This window comes from Enterobacter huaxiensis (assembly GCF_003594935.2).
Taxonomy (GTDB): Bacteria; Pseudomonadota; Gammaproteobacteria; order Enterobacterales; family Enterobacteriaceae; genus Enterobacter; species Enterobacter huaxiensis.
In genome coordinates this window covers 4089511-4107512 of record NZ_CP043342.1, presented here as the reverse complement: position 1 = coordinate 4107512, position 18002 = coordinate 4089511, and the positions used below count along the sequence as shown (strand labels likewise).

19 protein-coding genes and 1 other annotated feature are annotated in these 18002 nt (G+C 56.3%); of the genes, 14 read left to right on the top strand and 5 right to left on the bottom strand.

Features of this window, described 5'->3' with window-relative positions:
- Positions 1-53: 53 nt before the first annotated feature.
- Positions 54-383: a trp operon repressor gene (gene trpR, locus D5067_RS19565; RefSeq protein WP_119935618.1), complete on the top strand. Its 330-nt coding sequence runs from the start codon at positions 54-56 to the stop codon at positions 381-383.
- A 7-nt stretch (positions 384-390) separates the two neighbouring features.
- Here trpR and yjjX read toward each other — a convergent pair whose 3' ends face one another.
- Positions 391-906, bottom strand: coding sequence for an inosine/xanthosine triphosphatase (gene yjjX / locus D5067_RS19560; RefSeq protein WP_119935876.1), 516 nt, complete (start codon positions 904-906; stop codon positions 391-393).
- Positions 907-955: 49 nt separating this feature from the next.
- Here yjjX and gpmB point away from each other — a divergent pair, with 49 nt between their 5' ends.
- The gene (gene gpmB / locus D5067_RS19555; protein WP_119935617.1) at positions 956-1603 is read left to right on the top strand and encodes a 2,3-diphosphoglycerate-dependent phosphoglycerate mutase GpmB; all 648 of its coding nucleotides are present in this window, start codon (positions 956-958) and stop codon (positions 1601-1603) included.
- Here gpmB and robA read toward each other — a convergent pair.
- Positions 1600-2469 carry an MDR efflux pump AcrAB transcriptional activator RobA gene (gene robA, locus D5067_RS19550; protein WP_119935616.1) on the bottom strand — a complete coding sequence of 290 codons (870 nt, stop codon included), beginning with the start codon at positions 2467-2469 and terminating at the stop codon, positions 1600-1602. The genes gpmB and robA overlap by 4 nt on opposite strands.
- 211 nt (positions 2470-2680) lie before the next feature.
- On the opposite strand from robA, the gene creA reads away from it, so the two are divergent.
- Genes creA through creD form a run of 4 tightly spaced genes read left to right on the top strand, consistent with a single transcriptional unit; the run spans position 2681 to position 6688 of the window.
- Positions 2681-3151: a protein CreA gene (creA, locus tag D5067_RS19545; RefSeq protein ID WP_119935615.1), complete on the top strand. Its 471-nt coding sequence runs from the start codon at positions 2681-2683 to the stop codon at positions 3149-3151.
- Between the two features lie 14 nt (positions 3152-3165).
- Positions 3166-3855: a two-component system response regulator CreB gene (creB, locus tag D5067_RS19540; RefSeq protein WP_119935614.1), complete on the top strand. Its 690-nt coding sequence runs from the start codon at positions 3166-3168 to the stop codon at positions 3853-3855.
- A complete protein-coding gene (gene creC, locus D5067_RS19535) occupies positions 3855-5279 on the top strand; it encodes a two-component system sensor histidine kinase CreC (protein ID WP_119935613.1) in 1425 nt (474 codons plus the stop codon). The genes creB and creC overlap by 1 nt, the downstream gene beginning before the upstream one ends.
- 56 nt (positions 5280-5335) lie before the next feature.
- The gene (creD, locus tag D5067_RS19530) at positions 5336-6688 is read left to right on the top strand and encodes a cell envelope integrity protein CreD (protein WP_119935612.1); all 1353 of its coding nucleotides are present in this window, start codon (positions 5336-5338) and stop codon (positions 6686-6688) included.
- A gap of 47 nt (positions 6689-6735) precedes the next feature.
- Here the strand turns inward: creD and arcA are convergent, their stop codons facing one another.
- Positions 6736-7452 (bottom strand): two-component system response regulator ArcA, encoded by a 717-nt coding sequence (gene arcA, locus D5067_RS19525; protein WP_039078271.1) that lies wholly within the window; start codon positions 7450-7452, stop codon positions 6736-6738.
- A gap of 95 nt (positions 7453-7547) precedes the next feature.
- On the opposite strand from arcA, the gene yjjY reads away from it, so the two are divergent.
- The 7 genes from yjjY (at position 7548) to D5067_RS19490 (ending at position 14410) form a co-directional block, all read left to right on the top strand.
- Complete coding sequence (gene yjjY, locus D5067_RS19520; RefSeq protein WP_001541509.1) at positions 7548-7688, top strand: YjjY family protein; 141 nt, start codon at positions 7548-7550, stop codon at positions 7686-7688.
- Positions 7689-8087: 399 nt separating this feature from the next.
- A complete protein-coding gene (locus tag D5067_RS19515; protein ID WP_119935611.1) occupies positions 8088-8765 on the top strand; it encodes a tRNA/rRNA methyltransferase in 678 nt (225 codons plus the stop codon).
- A 219-nt stretch (positions 8766-8984) separates the two neighbouring features.
- Positions 8985-9053, top strand: coding sequence for a thr operon leader peptide (gene thrL / locus D5067_RS19510; protein ID WP_072039575.1), 69 nt, complete (start codon positions 8985-8987; stop codon positions 9051-9053).
- Positions 8992-9108 (top strand) — a sequence feature (Thr leader region). It overlaps the preceding gene by 62 nt.
- A gap of 24 nt (positions 9109-9132) precedes the next feature.
- Entirely contained in the window at positions 9133-11595 is a 2463-nt protein-coding gene (thrA, locus tag D5067_RS19505) for a bifunctional aspartate kinase/homoserine dehydrogenase I (protein ID WP_119935610.1), read from the top strand.
- 1 nt (position 11596) lies between these two features.
- Entirely contained in the window at positions 11597-12526 is a 930-nt protein-coding gene (gene thrB / locus D5067_RS19500; protein WP_119935609.1) for a homoserine kinase, read from the top strand.
- A gap of 3 nt (positions 12527-12529) precedes the next feature.
- Positions 12530-13816, top strand: a complete 1287-nt coding sequence (thrC, locus tag D5067_RS19495) for a threonine synthase (RefSeq protein WP_119935608.1) — start codon at positions 12530-12532, stop codon at positions 13814-13816.
- 291 nt (positions 13817-14107) lie between these two features.
- A complete protein-coding gene (locus D5067_RS19490) occupies positions 14108-14410 on the top strand; it encodes a DUF2502 domain-containing protein (RefSeq protein ID WP_119935607.1) in 303 nt (100 codons plus the stop codon).
- Between the two features lie 32 nt (positions 14411-14442).
- On the opposite strand, the gene yaaA is transcribed toward D5067_RS19490, so the two are convergent.
- Both yaaA and D5067_RS19480 read right to left on the bottom strand, forming a co-directional pair.
- The gene (gene yaaA, locus D5067_RS19485) at positions 14443-15216 is read right to left on the bottom strand and encodes a peroxide stress protein YaaA (protein ID WP_119935606.1); all 774 of its coding nucleotides are present in this window, start codon (positions 15214-15216) and stop codon (positions 14443-14445) included.
- Positions 15217-15282: 66 nt separating this feature from the next.
- A complete protein-coding gene (locus D5067_RS19480) occupies positions 15283-16713 on the bottom strand; it encodes an alanine/glycine:cation symporter family protein (protein ID WP_119935605.1) in 1431 nt (476 codons plus the stop codon).
- Between the two features lie 262 nt (positions 16714-16975).
- Here D5067_RS19480 and tal point away from each other — a divergent pair, with 262 nt between their 5' ends.
- The gene (gene tal, locus D5067_RS19475; RefSeq protein WP_119935604.1) at positions 16976-17929 is read left to right on the top strand and encodes a transaldolase; all 954 of its coding nucleotides are present in this window, start codon (positions 16976-16978) and stop codon (positions 17927-17929) included.
- The last annotated feature ends 73 nt before the right edge of the window (positions 17930-18002 follow it).

Here is an 18002-nt window from a genome sequence, read left to right as displayed (position 1 = left end):
GGCGCGGGTTGTGTTATGCTGTACTCGCTAATGAGTACAAGAGGCAGCATAACATGACCCAGCATTCCCCGTATTCCTCGGCGATGGCCGAACAACGCAATCAGGAGTGGCTTCGTTTTGTGGAGTTGCTCCGCCAGTCTTATGACAAGGATCTGCATTTACCGCTGCTGCAGCTGATGCTGACGCCCGACGAGCGCGAAGCGCTGGGCACGCGCGTGCGGATTATTGAAGAGCTGCTGCGCGGCGAGATGAGCCAGCGCGAGCTGAAGAACGAGCTCGGCGCGGGCATCGCGACCATTACCCGCGGATCGAACAGCCTGAAGTCGGCGCCGGTAGAGCTGCGCCAGTGGCTTGAAGCGGTGTTGTTGAAAAACGCCGGATGACGATGGCTTATCGATAAATCGCGTTATGGAACGGGCTTAACGCCAGGATCACCGCCTGGTGGTAAACGCTTGAGCGCGTCAGCTTGCCCGCGGTAAAGACGCCAATCGCCCCTTCTTTGCGGCCAATCTCGTCAATGCCGGTGTACTGTGACATCACCGGCCCAAGGGCTTCACCTTCGCGTACTTTTTCCAGAATGATCTCCGGCAGCGGCAGGGTCGCCGAGCGGGCTTCACCGCGCTGCTGGCGGCTTTCAATCACCACCCAGCTAAAGGTTGCGCCTTCGTCGATGCCGGCCTCAATGGCAACCCAGAAGTCAGCGTCTGGCGCGGCTTCTTTGGCATTCACCACGCGATTCCGTGCGCCAGCGCGCGTTTCCTCGCTTCCGAACGGCTGTTCAGGTACGCCACTCTCGACGCCGACGGCGTCAATGTGGCAGGATCCTTCGCCGAAGATCTCTTCAAATGCCCTTAGAATTGCCTGAATTTTGGCAGGATTAGTGGTAGCAGAGACAACATGGTGCATAATTAAGCTCGATTCAAAAAAACTCATCGCAGTATAACGGAAAAAAAGCATGTTACAGGTATACCTTGTTCGCCACGGTGAAACGCAGTGGAACGCCGAGCGACGTATTCAAGGCCAGTCAGACAGCCCTCTCACGGAAAAGGGCGTGCAGCAAGCGTGGCAGGTGGCAGAGCGCGCCAGAACGCTGGGCATCACGCACGTCATCTCCAGCGATTTAGGTCGTACCCAGCAGACTGCGCGTATCATCGCGGATGCCTGCGGCTGCGACGTTATCCTTGAGCCGCGCATTCGCGAGCTGGATATGGGGGTGCTGGAAAAACGCCACATCGATACGCTGACGGAAACGGAAGAGGGCTGGCGCCGTACGCTGGTGAACGGCACCGAAGATGGCCGAATTCCGGAAGGTGAATCCATGCAGGAGCTGAGCGTGCGTATGCATGCCGCGCTGGCAGAGTGCCTGAAGCTTCCGGCGGGTAGCCGTCCGCTGCTGGTGAGCCACGGTATCGCGCTGGGCTGCCTGGTGAGCACCATTCTCGGCCTACCGGCTTACGCCGAGCGCCGTCTGCGCCTGCGCAACTGCTCCATTTCCCGTATCGACTATCAGGAAAGCCAGTGGCTGGCGTCGGGGTGGGTGGTGGAGATGGCAGGGGACATTTCGCATCTTGATGCCCCTGCGCTGGACGAACTTCAGCGTTAACGACGTACCGGAATGAGGTATTCCATGCGCAGGTTGATGGGGCCTTCTTCCGGTTTTGCATCGCTTGCCGGATAGTAACGCTCGATATCCTGACCTTTACGGCGATTCAGATTCAGCATTGGCATGCAGGTTCCGTAAACGGTCAGGATAAACTCCTGAACGCCCGTTCCCAGCCCTTCATACGCGAACATGACGTAATCGCCACCTTCCAGCACGACCGGTTTAGAGCCCTGAATGTAGCCATTTGCCAGTTCAGGCGTGAGCGCCGTGGTGTAGAACACCTCCTGCTCGTCGTCTTTTTCGTGGCTTGGGTGCGTTTCGTTCAGGCCGTATAACATCGGCGGGATAGCCGGAGCATGGCTGAGGAAATCACGCCAGAACTGGACGCGCATTTGGTGACGGAACTCGGAAATTTGCTCCAGAGAGCAGGAGTAGCTCTGCGTCGTACCAATCAGATGGGTTTCCGGCAGGGTGACCATTTCGTATTTTGGCATAGCGAACTCGCCCAGGCGCAGCGGTGGACGCATGCCAAACGAACTCCAGTCAGGCGAGCGGCGATAGAGCGCTGGCGTCAGCGAGAACTGTTTTTTAAAGGCGCGGGTGAAGGTCTGCTGTGAATCGAAACGATACTGCAGGGCAATATCCAGGATCGGGCGCGCGGTCAGGCGCAGTGCGACAGCGGATTTTGATAAACGACGCGCGCGAATATAGGCACCGATGGCATGACCGGTGACATCCTTGAACATCCTTTGCAGATGCCACTTGGAATAGCCTGCTTTTGCCGCCACATTATCCAGTGACAAAGGCTGGTCGAGGTGACCTTCCAGCCAGGTAAGCAGGTCGCGAATAATTCCAGCCTGATCCATATACTATCCTCATCCTTAAAACAGCAGGTGCCTGATAACAGGTTAGCGGATAATAGCATTTTTTGATGTTTTAGCATTCGGTGTTTTTTTTGCGCATTAATGCTTTTTGCAGCGCATTATGGGCAAATATATTCTAATCCTGTGATCTTGCTACATTTTTGTCTAAAGTGTTGAATAATCGCTCAGTGCAATTTTAAAGAATGGTAACAATATGAAATACAAGACTTTACTCTTTACCGCGTTGATGCTGCTGGTGGGGCGCGCCGCCCAGGCGGAACAGATTGGCTCCGTCGATACCGTGTTTAAAATATTCGGCCCTGACCACAAAATTGTGGTGGAAGCCTTCGACGATCCGGACGTGAAAAACGTCACCTGCTACGTCAGCCGCGCGAAAACGGGCGGGATTAAAGGCGGCCTTGGGCTGGCGGAAGATACGTCAGACGCCGCCATTTCGTGCCAGCAGGTTGGCCCGGTTGAGCTGAGCGATAAAATTAAAAACGGCAAAGCGCAGGGCGACGTGGTCTTCCAGAAACGGACCTCGCTGGTGTTCAAAAAGCTGCAGGTGGTGCGTTTCTATGATGCGAAGCGCAACACTCTGGCCTATCTTGCTTACTCCGACAAAGTGGTGGAAGGCTCGCCGAAAAACGCCATCAGCGCCGTGCCGATTATGCCGTGGCATTAATTCAGGGATGAACCATGCAACAACCTGTGGTCTGGCTGGTTGAAGATGAAACCAGTATCGCCGATACGCTTATCTACATGCTCCAGCAGGAAGGGTTTGCGGTAAAGGCGTTTGAGCGCGGTTTGCCGGTGCTGGAGGAGGCGCGGCGGCAGGCTCCCGCGCTGGCTATTCTGGACGTCGGGCTGCCGGATATCAGCGGCTTTGAACTGTGTCGTCAGCTGCTGGCGCAGCATCCGTCACTGCCGGTGCTGTTTCTGACGGCGCGCAGCGATGAGGTCGACAAGCTGCTCGGCCTGGAAATGGGCGCTGACGACTACGTTGCCAAGCCTTTCTCCCCACGGGAAGTGTGCGCCCGGGTAAGGACGATTTTACGGCGGATGCAAAAATCGGCAGCGCCTTCTGACATCGTCCGAATTGGACAGTTTGAGCTGAATGAGCCAGCCGCGCGGATCTGCTGGTGCGGGGAACCTCTTCCGCTGACCCGCTACGAATTTTTATTACTCAAAACGCTGTTGCAGGCACCGGGGCGCGTGTTTTCGCGCCAGCAGCTGATGGATAAGGTCTGGGGAGACGACGGCGACAGTTTCGATCGCACCGTCGACACCCACATCAAAACCTTGCGCGCCAAGCTGCGGGCGGTGAACGAGGCGCTTTCGCCCATCAGCACCCATCGCGGTATGGGCTACAGTCTGGGGCTTTATTAATGCGCATCGGCATGCGGCTGCTGCTGGGATACTTCCTGATTGTGGCAATTGCCGCGTGGTTTGTGCTGTCTATCTTCGTGCAGGAAGTGAAGCCCGGCGTGCGCAGGGCAACAGAGGGCACGCTGATCGATACCGCTACCTTACTGGCGGAGGTGGGGCGTGACGATCTGCTGTCGGGTGACGCGCAGCAGGGCAAGCTGGCGCAGGCCTTTTCACGGCTCCATCAGCGCCCCTTCCGCGCCAATATCGGCGGCATTCATAAAGTGCGTAACGAGTATCACGTCTATATGACCGATGCCCGGGGGAAGGTGGTGTTTGACTCCGCCGGTCAGGCCGTGGGGAAAGATTATTCCCGCTGGAACGACGTCTGGCTGACGCTGCGCGGCGAATACGGTGCGCGCAGTACCCAGAGCGACCCTGACGATCCACAGAGCACGGTGATGTACGTTGCCGCGCCGGTGGTGGATCGGGGTAAGATCGTCGGCGTGCTGTCGGTGGGGAAACCGAACAGCGCGATGGCGCCGGTTATCCACCGCAGCGAGCGGCGGATCCTGTGGGCGGGCGGGGCGCTGCTCGGCATTGCCTTGCTGATTGGCCTTGTAGTGGCGTGGTGGATCAATCGCTCCATCGGCACCTTATCGCGTTACGCCGACGCGGTGACCACCGATACGCCTCTCCCGCTGCCTAACCCAGGCAGTAGCGAACTGCGCAAGCTGGCGCAGGCGCTGGAAAATATGCGCATTCGGCTGGAGGGGAAAAACTACATTGAACACTATGTCCATGCCCTCACTCACGAGCTGAAAAGCCCCATCGCGGCCATTCGCGGTGCGGCGGAAATCCTCACCGAGCAGCCGCCTCCGCCGGTGGCCGCGCGGTTTATTGATAATATTCTGGTGCAAAACGCGCGCATGCAGTCGCTGGTCGAAAAGCTGCTGACCCAGGCGCGGCTTGAAAATCGGGTGGAGATCGTGCCGGTCAGCGTCGATATCGACACGCTATTTACCCGCCTGGCGGACGCGCGTTCGGCAGTTCTGACGGCGAAAAATATCACGCTCACGAGCCAGGGCGCCTCTCTGTGCGTTGCGGGCGATCCTGAGCTGCTCGAGCAGGCTCTGGGTAATTTGCTGGATAACGCCATCGACTTCACGCCGCCCGGCGGAGCTATTGCGCTGGCCGCGTGTGAAGCGCAAACGCAGGTCCTGCTGACGGTGACCGATAGCGGAAGCGGTATCCCGGATTATGCCCTGACGCGTATTTTTGAACGCTTCTATTCCCTTCCGCGCAGCAACGGATTGAAGAGCAGCGGGCTTGGGCTGGCCTTTGTTCAGGAGGTTGCCCGTTTGCACCAGGGGAGCATTACGTTGCGGAATCGGGATCATGGGGGCGCAACCGCCACGCTGGCACTTCACCGTCACTTCACATAGCTTCAAACTGACCCCACACAGCCTCGTTACGCTCTCCTCATCACAAAGGAGACGTAATGATGAAATCCCCCCTGTTCTGGAAAGTGAGCACCTTGCTGGGGTGCATTCTGCTGCTGTTAGTTCCGTTGTTTATGGTCAGTAACCTGATTTCGGAACGCGAGAGCTACCGTAACGACGTTGAAAACACGCTTCGTCAAAGTACCAGCGGACCGCAAAAGCTGGTCGGCCCGCTCATTGCCATTCCGGTAACGGAGATCTTTTACAAGCTGGAGGACGAGAAGAAGGTCGAATACAAGAAAAGCTATATGCACTTCATTCTCCCGGAATCTCTGCTTGTCGAGGGGAATCAGCACGTTGAGTCCCGAAGTATTGGCATCTATGACGGACAAATCTGGAACACCGACCTGAAGATAAAAGCGCAATTTAGCACCGAGAAAATGGCGCAGCTGAAGGGGGAAACCATGACGCTGGGACAGCCGTTTATCGTCGTTGGCGTGGGCGATGCCCGGGGAATTGGCACGGTGAAGGTGGCAGACATTAACGGCGAAACGCCGAGCGTCGAGCCGGGTTCCGGCGTGTACGGGGCGCTTTCCGGTATTCATATCCCGCTGACGGACAACGCGCTGGCGGCAAAAACCTTCGCCCTCGATGTCTCGCTGAATCTGGCAGGGACAGGCAGCTTTTCCGTGGTGCCGGTCGGGCGTAACAGTGAAATGACCCTCAACAGCAACTGGCCGCACCCGGGCTTTATGGGCAACTATCTGCCGGTGAAGCACAAGATTGGTGATTCTGGTTTTCAGGCGAACTGGCAGAGCAGCTGGTTTGCGAACAATATGGAGGGCTGGTTTGGTGGCCAGGAGTCCCCGGAATGGAGCGATATCCCTGCCTTTAGCGTCACGGTCGCTACGCCAGCAGACCAATACCAGCTGACCGACCGTGCGGTGAAGTACGCCATCCTGCTGATTGCGCTGACGTTCATGGCGTTCTTTGTCTTCGAGACCCTAACCGGGCTGCGTCTGCACCCGATGCAGTATCTGCTGGTGGGGCTTTCACTGGTGCTGTTCTATCTGGTACTGCTGGCGTTGTCTGAGCACGTTGGGTTTACGCCTGCCTGGATTGTCGCAAGCCTCGTTGGCGCGGCCATGAACGGAATGTATCTACAGGCGGTGCTGAAAAGCTGGAAGCGCAGCGGGATGTTTGTACTGGCGCTGCTGGGGCTGGACGTGGTGATGTGGTTCCTGCTGCGCTCGGAAGATAGCGCGCTGCTGCTGGGGTCTGCGGTGCTGGCAGTGTCCCTTTTCTCGGTGATGTACCTGACGCGCCACTTTGACTGGTATTCGCTTTCCCAGCCGAAGAGACCTGAGCCTCCCGCAGAACCGGATGACGATACGATGCGGATCTGGAAATAAAAAAAACGGCGCAAATGCGCCGTTTTTTTTATGCGTATCGTGCGGAATTATTCCTGCAGGTCACCGCAGAAACGGTACCCTTCGCCGTGGATCGTGGCGATGATTTCCGGCGTATCTGGCGTTGATTCGAAATGCTTACGAATACGACGGATAGTCACGTCTACGGTACGGTCATGCGGCTTCAGCTCGCGACCGGTCATTTTTTTCAGCAGTTCTGCACGGGACTGAATTTTGCCCGGGTTTTCGCAGAAGTGCAGCATCGCGCGGAATTCACTGCGCGGCAGTTTATACTGCTCACCGTTCGGGCTAATCAGCGAACGGCTATTGATATCAAGTTCCCAGCCGTTGAACTTGTAGCTGTCGACGCTACGGCGCTCTTCGCTGATCGTACCCAGGTTCATGGTGCGGGACAGCAGGTTGCGTGCACGAATGGTTAACTCGCGAGGATTAAACGGTTTGGTGATGTAATCATCTGCACCGATTTCCAGGCCAAGGATCTTATCAACTTCGTTGTCACGGCCTGTCAGGAACATTAACGCGACGTTCGCCTGTTCACGCAGTTCGCGCGCCAGAAGAAGGCCGTTTTTGCCCGGCAGGTTGATATCCATAATGACCAGGTTGATATCATTTTCAGAAAGGATCTGATGCATCTCTGCGCCATCGGTCGCTTCAAAGACATCGTAGCCTTCTGCTTCGAAAATGCTCTTTAACGTGTTGCGTGTAACCAACTCGTCTTCAACGATAAGAATGTGCGGGGTCTGCATGTTTGCTACCTAAATTGCCAACTAAATCGAAACAGGAAGTACAAAAGTCCCTGACCTGCCTGATGCATGTCGCAAATTAACATGATCGGCCTAACGTGACTAAAGTACGTAATTGCGTTCTTGATGCACTTTCCATCAACGTCAACAACATCATTAGCTTGGTCGTGGGTACTTTCCCTTTGGACCCGACAGTGTCAAAAACGGCTGTCATCCTAACCATTTTAACAGCAACATAACAGGCTAAGTGACACCGGACACCCAATAAAACTACGCTTCGTTGACATATATCAAGTTCAATTGTAGCACGTTAACAGTTTGATGAAATCATCGTAGCCGAATGCTAGCCTTTGTCACAATTTTTCAATAAACCAACCAGTTGCGGACATTGATTGATAAACATTACGAATCCAATCATAACAGGGTATTCATACGGTCATTATCATTATAAAACATAAGGATAATGATGTTCTGTTAACATTCTAACTGATTGTTCAGCCACAAAATAGTTTAGCGTCTTTAATTTGTTATGAAACGCTATTTCGGTGATTTGTGTTGCAATTTTGTAAATTCGTGCTGCGTAATATGTTGAAGTGCATCACATTTTTATCCGCTAACTGCTTAAAAAGAGAGCATAAATGCATCTGTCGATTGTGCTGGTTGCGCCAGCAAGAGCTGAAAATATAGGCGCTGCGGCCCGTGCCATGAAGACCATGGGTTTTACCGATTTACGTATTGTTGACAGCACGGCGCATCTGGAGCCCGCGGCGCGCTGGGTGGCGCACGGTTCGGGAGATATTCTCGATAATATAACCACTTACGATACGCTCGCAGACGCGCTGCACGACATTTCGTTCACCGTGGCAACCACCGCGCGCAGCCGGGCGAAGTTCCACTACTACGCCACGCCTGCGGAACTGGTGCCGATGCTGGAAGAAAAAAGCCAGTGGCTGGAGAAAGCGGCGCTGGTGTTTGGTCGGGAAGATTCCGGGCTGACCAACGAGGAGCTGGAGCTTGCGGATGTGCTGACGGGAGCGCCAATGGCGGCTGACTATCCGTCTCTTAACTTAGGCCAGGCGGTGATGGTTTATTGCTATCAATTAGCATCCTTAATGCAAATCCCACAGCCACAGGTTTCAGACGCGGACGGAAATCAGCTGGCGGCGCTGCGCGCTCGCGTGGAAAACCTGTTATCGCAGCTAGGCGTAGCGGACGATCAAAAAATGGTGGACTGGTTACAGCAGCGTCTGGGCCGGCTCGAGCAACGCGACACGGCTATGTTGCACCGTTTGCTCCACGATATTGAAAAAAATTAGCCGAGTAAAATTCTGCCATACGTTTTTAGTATGGCTGAACCGTCTGATAACCGGGGTTGCTTCTGGGGGATTCGGATGAAAATAAATCTGCACGCAGCGGGACGTAAGAGCGTCCCGAAGTGTGATCAAATTAAAAATTCATTGACTTAAGGTGCCCAATCCTTTAACCCTAAAAGAATACAGCACAGACAGATAATAATGACAGAGTACACAACATCCATGAAACGCATCAGCATCACCACCATTACCACAACCACCATCATTACCACAGGTAACGATGCGGGCTGACGCGTACAGGAAAAACAAAAAAAGCCCGCACCCAGACAGTGCGGGCTTTTTTTTCGGCTAAAGGAAATGAGGTAGAACCATGCGAGTGTTGAAGTTCGGCGGTACATCAGTGGCAAATGCAGAACGTTTTTTGCGTGTTGCCGATATCCTGGAAAGTAACGCCAGGCAGGGGCAGGTTGCGACCGTGCTCTCTGCCCCGGCAAAAATCACCAACCATCTGGTGGCGATGATTGAAAAAACCATCGGTGGTCAGGATGCACTCCCGAACATCAGCGACGCCGAGCGTATCTTCGCAGACCTGCTGCAGGGGCTGGCGGAGGCGCTTCCCGGTTTCCCGCACGCTCAGCTTAAAGCCTTCGTTGAGCAAGAATTTGCCCAGATTAAACACGTTCTTCACGGCATCAGCCTGCTGGGCCAGTGTCCGGACAGCATCAACGCGGCGCTGATATGCCGCGGCGAAAAACTCTCCATCGCCATCATGGCCGGCGTGCTGGAAGCGCGCGGCCATAGCGTGACCGTCATCGACCCGGTTGAAAAACTGCTGGCGGTGGGCCACTACCTCGAATCCACCGTTGATATTGCCGAATCAACCCGCCGCATCGCCGCGAGCAAAATTCCGTCTGACCACATGATCCTGATGGCGGGCTTCACCGCCGGAAACGAAAAGGGCGAGCTGGTAGTGCTGGGCCGCAACGGCTCTGACTACTCCGCCGCCGTGCTGGCCGCCTGTTTACGCGCAGACTGCTGTGAGATCTGGACTGACGTCGACGGCGTATATACCTGCGACCCGCGCCAGGTGCCGGACGCCAGGCTGCTGAAGTCGATGTCGTATCAGGAAGCGATGGAGCTTTCCTACTTCGGCGCCAAAGTGCTTCATCCTCGTACCATCTCTCCGATTGCCCAGTTCCAGATCCCCTGCCTGATTAAAAACACCGGTAACCCGCAGGCGCCGGGCACGCTGATTGGCGCCAGCTCCGATGAGGACGGTCTGCCGGTGAAAGGCATCTCCAACCTCAACAACATGGCGATGTTCAGCGTCTCCGGCCCGGGAATGAAAGGCATGGTCGGCATGGCGGCGCGCGTCTTTGCAGCGATGTCCCGCAACGGTATCTCGGTTGTGCTGATCACCCAGTCCTCGTCTGAATACAGCATCAGCTTCTGTGTACCGCAGGCGGACTGCCTGCGCGCCCGTCGCGCGCTGGAGGAAGAGTTCTATCTGGAGCTGAAAGAGGAACTGCTGGAGCCGCTCTACATTCAGGAGCGTCTGGCGGTCATCTCAGTCGTTGGTGACGGCATGCGCACGCTGCGCGGCATCTCCGCTAAATTCTTTGCCGCGCTGGCGCGCGCCAACATCAACATCGTGGCGATTGCCCAGGGCTCGTCTGAGCGTTCCATCTCCGTGGTGGTGGATAACGAGGATGCCACCACCGGCGTGCGCGTCGTTCACCAGATGCTGTTCAACACCGACCAGGTGATCGAGCTGTTCCTGATTGGCGTCGGCGGCGTTGGCGGCGCGCTGCTGGAGCAGGTGAAGCGCCAGCAGGAGTGGCTCAAGAAGAAGCATATCGACCTGCGCGTCTGCGGGATCGCGAATTCAAAGGCGTTGCTGACCAACGTTCACGGCCTGAACCTGGAAAACTGGCAGGCCGAAATGAACGAGGCGAAAGAGCCGTTCAACCTGGGCCGCCTGATCCGTCTGGTGAAAGAGTATCATCTGCTTAACCCGGTGATCGTCGACTGTACCTCCAACCAGGCGGTGGCCGATCAGTACGCCGACTTCCTGCGCGAAGGCTTCCACGTGGTGACGCCGAACAAAAAGGCCAACACCTCGTCGATGGATTACTATCACCAGCTGCGTCTGGCGGCGAGCAAGTCGCGCCGCAAGTTCCTGTACGACACCAACGTGGGCGCGGGGCTGCCGGTTATCGAGAACCTGCAAAACCTGCTCAACGCGGGTGATGAACTGCAGCGTTTCTCCGGCATTCTTTCCGGCTCGCTGTCCTTTATCTTCGGCAAGCTGGATGAGGGGATGAGCCTCTCGGAAGCCACCCGCGCCGCGCGCGAGCTGGGCTATACCGAGCCGGACCCGCGCGACGATCTTTCCGGCATGGACGTGGCGCGCAAGCTGCTGATTCTGGTGCGTGAGACGGGCCGCGAGCTGGAGCTGTCGGATATCGTGATTGAGCCGGTGCTGCCAGCAGACTTTGATGACGGCGGTGACGTCGGCACCTTTATGGCGAATTTACCTCAGCTTGACGATGCCTTCGCCGCTCGCGTGGCGAAAGCCCGTGATGAAGGTAAGGTATTGCGCTATGTTGGCAATATTGAAGAAGATGGCGTCTGTCGCGTGAAGATTGCCGAAGTGGATGGCAACGATCCGCTGTATAAAGTGAAAAACGGCGAAAACGCCCTCGCGTTTTACAGCCATTATTATCAGCCATTGCCGCTGGTGCTTCGCGGCTATGGCGCAGGGAACGATGTTACGGCGGCGGGTGTGTTTGCCGATCTGCTGCGTACCCTGTCATGGAAGTTAGGAGTTTAACATGGTCAAAGTTTATGCACCGGCTTCCAGCGCCAATATGAGCGTCGGGTTTGACGTGCTGGGCGCGGCGGTCACGCCGGTGGATGGTTCGCTGCTGGGCGATACGGTAACGGTGGAAGCGGCAGAGAGCTTCAGCCTGAATAATGTCGGGCGTTTCGCCAGCAAGCTGCCGTCCGAGCCGCGCGAAAATATCGTTTATCAGTGCTGGGAACGCTTCTGTCAGGAGATCGGCAAAAACGTGCCGGTCGCTATGACGCTGGAAAAAAGCATGCCGATCGGCTCGGGTCTGGGTTCCAGCGCCTGCTCCGTAGTCGCCGCGCTGGTGGCGATGAACGAGCACTGCGGCAAGCCGCTGAACAATAATCGCCTGCTCGGCCTGATGGGCGAACTGGAAGGGCGCATTTCGGGCAGTATTCATTATGATAACGTGGCGCCGTGCTTCCTTGGCGGCATGCAGCTGATGATTGAAGAAAATGGCATCATCAGCCAGCAGGTGCCAGGGTTTGATGAGTGGCTGTGGGTGCTGGCCTATCCGGGTATTAAAGTGTCTACAGCCGAAGCGCGTGCAATCCTGCCTGCGCAATACCGTCGTCAGGACTGCATTGCCCACGGACGTCACCTGGCGGGCTTTATTCACGCCTGCTACACCCGTCAGCCGCAGCTGGCGGCGAAGCTGATGAAAGACGTCATTGCCGAACCGTACCGCACGAAGCTGCTGCCGGGCTTTAACGAGGCGCGACAGGCTTCGATGGATATCGGCGCGCAGGCGTGCGGCATCTCCGGCTCCGGCCCGACGCTGTTCGCCCTGTGCGACAAGCCAGACACCGCGCAGCGCGTGGCGGACTGGCTCTCTAAACACTACCTGCAAAATCAGGAAGGCTTTGTTCATATTTGCCGTCTGGACACGGCTGGCGCACGAGTACTGGGATAACGAATGAAACTCTACAACCTTAAAGATCATAACGAGCAGGTCAGCTTCGCGCAGGCGGTAACACAGGGGCTGGGCAAACATCAGGGGCTGTTCTTCCCGCATGACCTGCCGGAATTTCAGCTGACCGACATCGACGAACTGCTGAAGCAGGACTTTGTCACCCGCAGCACCAAAATTTTGTCCGCGTTTATTGGCGATGAGATCCCGCAGGAGCTGCTGGAAGAGCGCGTGCGCGCGGCGTTCGCCTTCCCGGCGCCGGTTAAGCAGGTCGAGCCTGACGTTGGCTGTCTGGAGCTGTTCCACGGCCCGACGCTGGCCTTTAAAGACTTCGGCGGCCGCTTTATGGCGCAGATGCTGACGCACATCAGCGGTGACAAACCGGTGACCATCCTGACCGCGACCTCCGGGGATACCGGCGCGGCGGTAGCCCACGCGTTCTACGGCCTGAAAAACGTCCGCGTGGTGATCCTCTATCCGAAAGGAAAAATCAGCCCGCTGCAGGAAAAGCTGTTCTGTACGCTCGGCGGCAACATTGAAACCGTGGCGATCGACGGCGATTTCGATGCCTGCCAGGCGCTGGTGAAGCAGGCCTTCGACGACGAAGAGCTGAAGGTCGCGCTGGGCCTGAACTCGGCGAACTCTATTAACATCAGCCGCCTGCTGGCGCAGATCTGCTACTACTTCGAAGCGGTAGCGCAGCTGCCGCAGGAAGCGCGCAATCAGCTGGTGGTGTCCGTGCCAAGCGGAAACTTTGGCGACCTGACGGCGGGCCTGCTGGCGAAATCCCTGGGTCTGCCGGTGAAACGCTTTATCGCCGCCACCAACGCCAACGACACCGTGCCGCGCTTCCTGAAAGATGGAAAATGGGCGCCAAACGCGACGCAGGCGACGCTTTCTAACGCAATGGATGTATCGCAGCCGAACAACTGGCCGCGCGTGGAAGAGCTGTTCCGCCGTAAGATCTGGCGCCTGGGCGATCTGGGCTACGCGGCAATCACGGATGAAACCACCAAAGCAACCATGCGCGAGCTGAAGGCGGTGGGGTACACCTCCGAGCCGCACGCGGCGATTGCCTACCGCGCGCTGCGCGACCAGCTTAATCCGGGTGAATATGGCCTGTTCCTCGGCACGGCGCATCCGGCCAAGTTCAAAGAGAGCGTAGAAGAGATTCTGGGCGAAACGCTGCCGCTGCCGAAAGAGCTGGCGGACCGTGCCGAACTGCCGCTACTGTCGCATGAGCTCCCGGCGGATTTTGCCGCGCTGCGTAAGCTGATGATGACCCGCGCGTGATTTTTTGCCCGGTGGCGCTTCGCTTACCGGGCCTACAATCCCCTGAACGTAGGCCGGGTAAGCGCAGCGTCACCCGGCAACAGCAGTACTGTACCGAGGCCGGGTAAGGCATAGCCGATACCCGGCTTTTTTTGTGAAGAAATTAAGGAGAAATAAAGCAGGAAAAATGCAGAAATTCCCACTAAATGCGGTCACTTAGAGATTAGGATTGCAGAGAATAACAACCCTCGTTTCCCTCGCGTAATCTCCTTACATCGGCCCAAGTTGGGCAAGAATAATAAGGAGTCACCTATGTCTAAACTGAAACCTGCACTCATCGCGCTTTCACTGATGCTGGTCGCTCCCATGGCGGTACAGGCATCCGAAATCACCCTCGTGCCTGCGGTAAAACTGCAGATTGGCGACCAGGACAACAACGGGCATTACTGGGACGGCGGCCGCTGGCGCGACCATGACTGGTGGAAGGCGCACTATGACTGGCGCGATAACCACTGGCGTCCGCATGATGAACATCGCAACCATGACAATCGCCATGATGATCATCACCGCGATAACCACCGCGACGATCGCGGGCCGGACTGGAAACACCATTAATGCAAAACCCCGCCAGCTGGCGGGGTTTGTTTTTACTGCTCGTGACGCTTAAAGACCAGCTCGCCTTTCCCTGACGCTTCTTCGTCAAAGAAATAGCCCTCGCTGTTAAACCCGGTCAACTGCTCCGGCTTCGTCAGGCGGTTTTGAATGATGAAGCGGCTCATCAGGCCGCGCGCTTTTTTGGCGTAGAAGCTGATGACCTTGAACTTACCGTTTTTCTCATCAAGGAAGACCGGCTTGATGATGTCCGCCTCCAGCTTTTTCGGCTTAACGGACCTGTAATATTCGTCGGACGCCAGGTTAATCACCACGTTATCGCCCTGCGCGCGCAGCGCGGCGTTCAGCTTATCGGTGATGATGTCGCCCCAGAAATGGTACAGGTCTTTGCCCCGGGTGTTTTCCAGCCGGATACCCATCTCCAGGCGATAGGGCTGCATCAAATCTAACGGGCGCAGCACGCCGTACAGCCCGGACAACATGCGCAGATGCTGCTGGGCGAAATCGAAATCGGCTTCGCTAAACGTCTCAGCCTGCAGGCCGGTATAGACATCGCCCTTAAACGCCAGAAGCGCCTGACGGGCGTTGTCCGGCGTGAAGTCCGGGTGCCAGTCGTGGAAGCGGGTCGCGTTGAGATCCGCGAGCTTGTCGCTGATGCTCATCAGCGAGGCAATTTGCGGCGCGGAGAGCTTGCGCGCTTCGTGGATCAGCTGTTGGGAATAGTCCAGCAGTTCGGGCTGGGTATAGCGCTCGGTGGCGAGCGGGCTCTGGTAGTCGAGCGTTTTTGCAGGTGAAATCAGAATCAGCATATCCAGTCCTTGCAGGAAATTTAGAGCGACTTTAGCAAAAAATCGCCCTGAATTGATCGATAGCTGTTATCGCCGCGGCAAATCATCCCAGGAGCCGGGAGCAATCTGGGTTTCTATTTCGGGATAGCGGGAAGGATCGAACACCGGCTGAACGCCGAGCTTCCGCTGGCGCAGGTAGTCCCGGGCAATAAGGGTGACAACCGGCGAGAGCAGCAAAATCGCCGTGAGGTTAGTGATGGCCATCAGCGCCATAATCACATCCGCAAGCTGCCACACCAGCGGCATGCTGAGCAATGAACCTGCCATAACCATCAGTATCACCCCCAGACGCAGGAGCCTGAGGGTATTTCGCGAGTCGAACTTCAGGAAGATGAGGTTGTTTTCGGCATAGACGTAGTTCACGACGATCGAGCTGAAGGCAAACAACATTACGATAAGCGAGACAAATCCCGCGCCCCAGCCGCCGGCCAGATTGACCAGCGCCTGCTGAACGAGTTGGATCCCAACGGCACCTGATGGATGGGGAAGCGGCCCCGCCAGCAGGACGATCATCGCGCTGGCAGAACAGATGACGATAGTGTCCGTAAACACGCCAATCATTTGCACAATACCCTGTGCAGCAGGATGAGGAGGCCAGGACGCTGCCGTCGCGGCAGCATTGGGCGTTGAGCCCATTCCCGCTTCGTTCGAGAACATCCCGCGCTGAAATCCAGCCGTGAGAGCCTGACTGACGGTATAACCCAGTGCGCCCGAGGCCGCTTCGCGCCAGCCGAACGCGCTTTTAAAGACAGTGGCAATCACCTCCGGCATCCGATCGATATGCAGCGCGGTCACGAACAGGCTGGCTGCGATCCACAGGAGAGCCATAATCGGCACCAGCCACTGCATCAGGCGGGCAATACTTTTGAGGCCGGTAGAGATGGCGAGCAGGGTGAGAAGCGCTAATACGGCGCCGCTTATCCATTCCGGACAGGCGAACGCATAACGCAGGGCATGAGCCACGGAGTTAGCCTGCACGGTATTGAAAATCAGGCCGTAGGCGACAAGTAAAAAGAGCGAGAACAGAACGCCCATCCAGCGCATCCCCAGTCCACGGGCCATGTACCAGGCTGGACCGCCGCGAAACTGGCCCTTTTTGTCTTTCTCTTTGTAGAGCTGCGCGAGTGAGCATTCGGCAAACGAGGTAGCCATGCCGATAATCGCCGTGGCCCACATCCAGAACACTGCGCCAGGGCCTCCCGCGCTGATTGCCAGCGCAACGCCCGCAAGGTTTCCGCTGCCGACCCGGGCCGCGAGGCTGGTACAAAGCGCCTGGAAGGATGTCAGCCCACCCGGCTGTGGCGCGATGCTGTTTTTAAGACTTCTGCCAAACTTGCGAATATAGCGAAACTGGATAAAACCGCTGCGCAACGTGAACCAGATACCTGCTCCCAGAAGCAGGTATATCATTATTGAACCCCAGAGGATTTCGTTAATAAAGAAAAGGAAATCAGGCATTAACGTCCCTCTTGTTGATGCCGAAGTGAATATGTAAGCGCTACCACTGATTGGGCATGCTGTTGCTTAGCAGCCTGTTAATAATGCCAGTTTATCATACTCTGCCTAAGCGCACTGTCTGCGGTTGCGCTGCTATCCCGTCGTGTTATCATCAGGGCAGACCGGTTACATCCCCCTAACAAGTAAACCTGTCATTTTTCCGCTGCAGGCATGCTGTCGGTAGCGTGAATTATCCAGGGCACGTTAAAAGAGAAACACTATCATGACGGATAAATTGACCTCCCTTCGTCAGTTCACCACTGTCGTAGCTGACACCGGAGATATCGCGGCAATGAAGCTGTACCAGCCGCAGGATGCCACAACCAACCCTTCTCTGATCCTTAACGCCGCGCAGATCCCTGAGTATCGCAAACTGATTGACGACGCAGTGACCTGGGCGAAAGCGCAGAGCAACGACCGCGCGCAGCAGGTTGTGGATGCAACTGACAAACTGGCAGTGAACATCGGTCTGGAAATCCTGAAGCTGGTTCCTGGCCGTATCTCTACCGAAGTTGATGCACGTCTGTCCTACGACACCGACGCGTCTATCGCGAAAGCAAAACGTCTGATCAAAATGTACAACGATGCTGGCATCAGCAACGACCGCATTCTGATCAAACTGGCTTCCACCTGGCAGGGCATCCGCGCTGCAGAGCAGCTGGAAAAAGACGGTATCAACTGTAACCTGACCCTGCTGTTCTCCTTCGCGCAGGCGCGCGCATGTGCAGAAGCTGGCGTATACCTGATTTCTCCGTTCGTCGGCCGTATTCTGGACTGGTACAAAGCCAATACCGACAAGAAAGAGTACGCACCGGCTGAAGATCCAGGCGTGGTTTCCGTTACTGAAATCTACGAATACTACAAACAGCACGGCTATGAGACCGTGGTTATGGGCGCAAGCTTCCGTAACGTCGGTGAAATCATCGAGCTGGCTGGCTGCGACCGTCTGACCATCGCCCCTGCGCTGCTGAAAGAGCTGGCAGAGAGCGAAGGCGCGCTTGAGCGTAAACTGTCCTACACCGGTGAAGTGAAAGCGCGTCCAGAGCGCATCACTGAATCCGAGTTCCTGTGGCAGCACAACCAGGATCCAATGGCCGTAGACAAACTGGCGGACGGTATCCGCAAGTTTGCTGTTGACCAGGGTAAACTGGAAAAAATGATCGGCGACCTGCTGTAATCATTCTGCGTGACCGGGTTCCCGGTCACGCTACTTCTTTCGTACGCTGTCTGAAATTCTCCTCTGCGTGTAT

Bases quoted from the DNA above. Each gene is read 5' to 3' on its own strand.
- trpR (WP_119935618.1), top strand. From the start codon at position 54: ATGACCCAGCATTCCCCGTATTCCTCGGCGATGGCCGAACAACGCAAT.
- yjjX (WP_119935876.1), bottom strand. From the start codon at position 906: ATGCACCATGTTGTCTCTGCTACCACTAATCCTGCCAAAATTCAGGCA.
- gpmB (WP_119935617.1), top strand. From the start codon at position 956: ATGTTACAGGTATACCTTGTTCGCCACGGTGAAACGCAGTGGAACGCC.
- robA (WP_119935616.1), bottom strand. From the start codon at position 2,469: ATGGATCAGGCTGGAATTATTCGCGACCTGCTTACCTGGCTGGAAGGT.
- creA (WP_119935615.1), top strand. From the start codon at position 2,681: ATGAAATACAAGACTTTACTCTTTACCGCGTTGATGCTGCTGGTGGGG.
- creB (WP_119935614.1), top strand. From the start codon at position 3,166: ATGCAACAACCTGTGGTCTGGCTGGTTGAAGATGAAACCAGTATCGCC.
- creC (WP_119935613.1), top strand. From the start codon at position 3,855: ATGCGCATCGGCATGCGGCTGCTGCTGGGATACTTCCTGATTGTGGCA.
- creD (WP_119935612.1), top strand. From the start codon at position 5,336: ATGATGAAATCCCCCCTGTTCTGGAAAGTGAGCACCTTGCTGGGGTGC.
- arcA (WP_039078271.1), bottom strand. From the start codon at position 7,452: ATGCAGACCCCGCACATTCTTATCGTTGAAGACGAGTTGGTTACACGC.
- D5067_RS19515 (WP_119935611.1), top strand. From the start codon at position 8,088: ATGCATCTGTCGATTGTGCTGGTTGCGCCAGCAAGAGCTGAAAATATA.
- thrA (WP_119935610.1), top strand. From the start codon at position 9,133: ATGCGAGTGTTGAAGTTCGGCGGTACATCAGTGGCAAATGCAGAACGT.
- thrB (WP_119935609.1), top strand. From the start codon at position 11,597: ATGGTCAAAGTTTATGCACCGGCTTCCAGCGCCAATATGAGCGTCGGG.
- thrC (WP_119935608.1), top strand. From the start codon at position 12,530: ATGAAACTCTACAACCTTAAAGATCATAACGAGCAGGTCAGCTTCGCG.
- D5067_RS19490 (WP_119935607.1), top strand. From the start codon at position 14,108: ATGTCTAAACTGAAACCTGCACTCATCGCGCTTTCACTGATGCTGGTC.
- yaaA (WP_119935606.1), bottom strand. From the start codon at position 15,216: ATGCTGATTCTGATTTCACCTGCAAAAACGCTCGACTACCAGAGCCCG.
- D5067_RS19480 (WP_119935605.1), bottom strand. From the start codon at position 16,713: ATGCCTGATTTCCTTTTCTTTATTAACGAAATCCTCTGGGGTTCAATA.
- tal (WP_119935604.1), top strand. From the start codon at position 16,976: ATGACGGATAAATTGACCTCCCTTCGTCAGTTCACCACTGTCGTAGCT.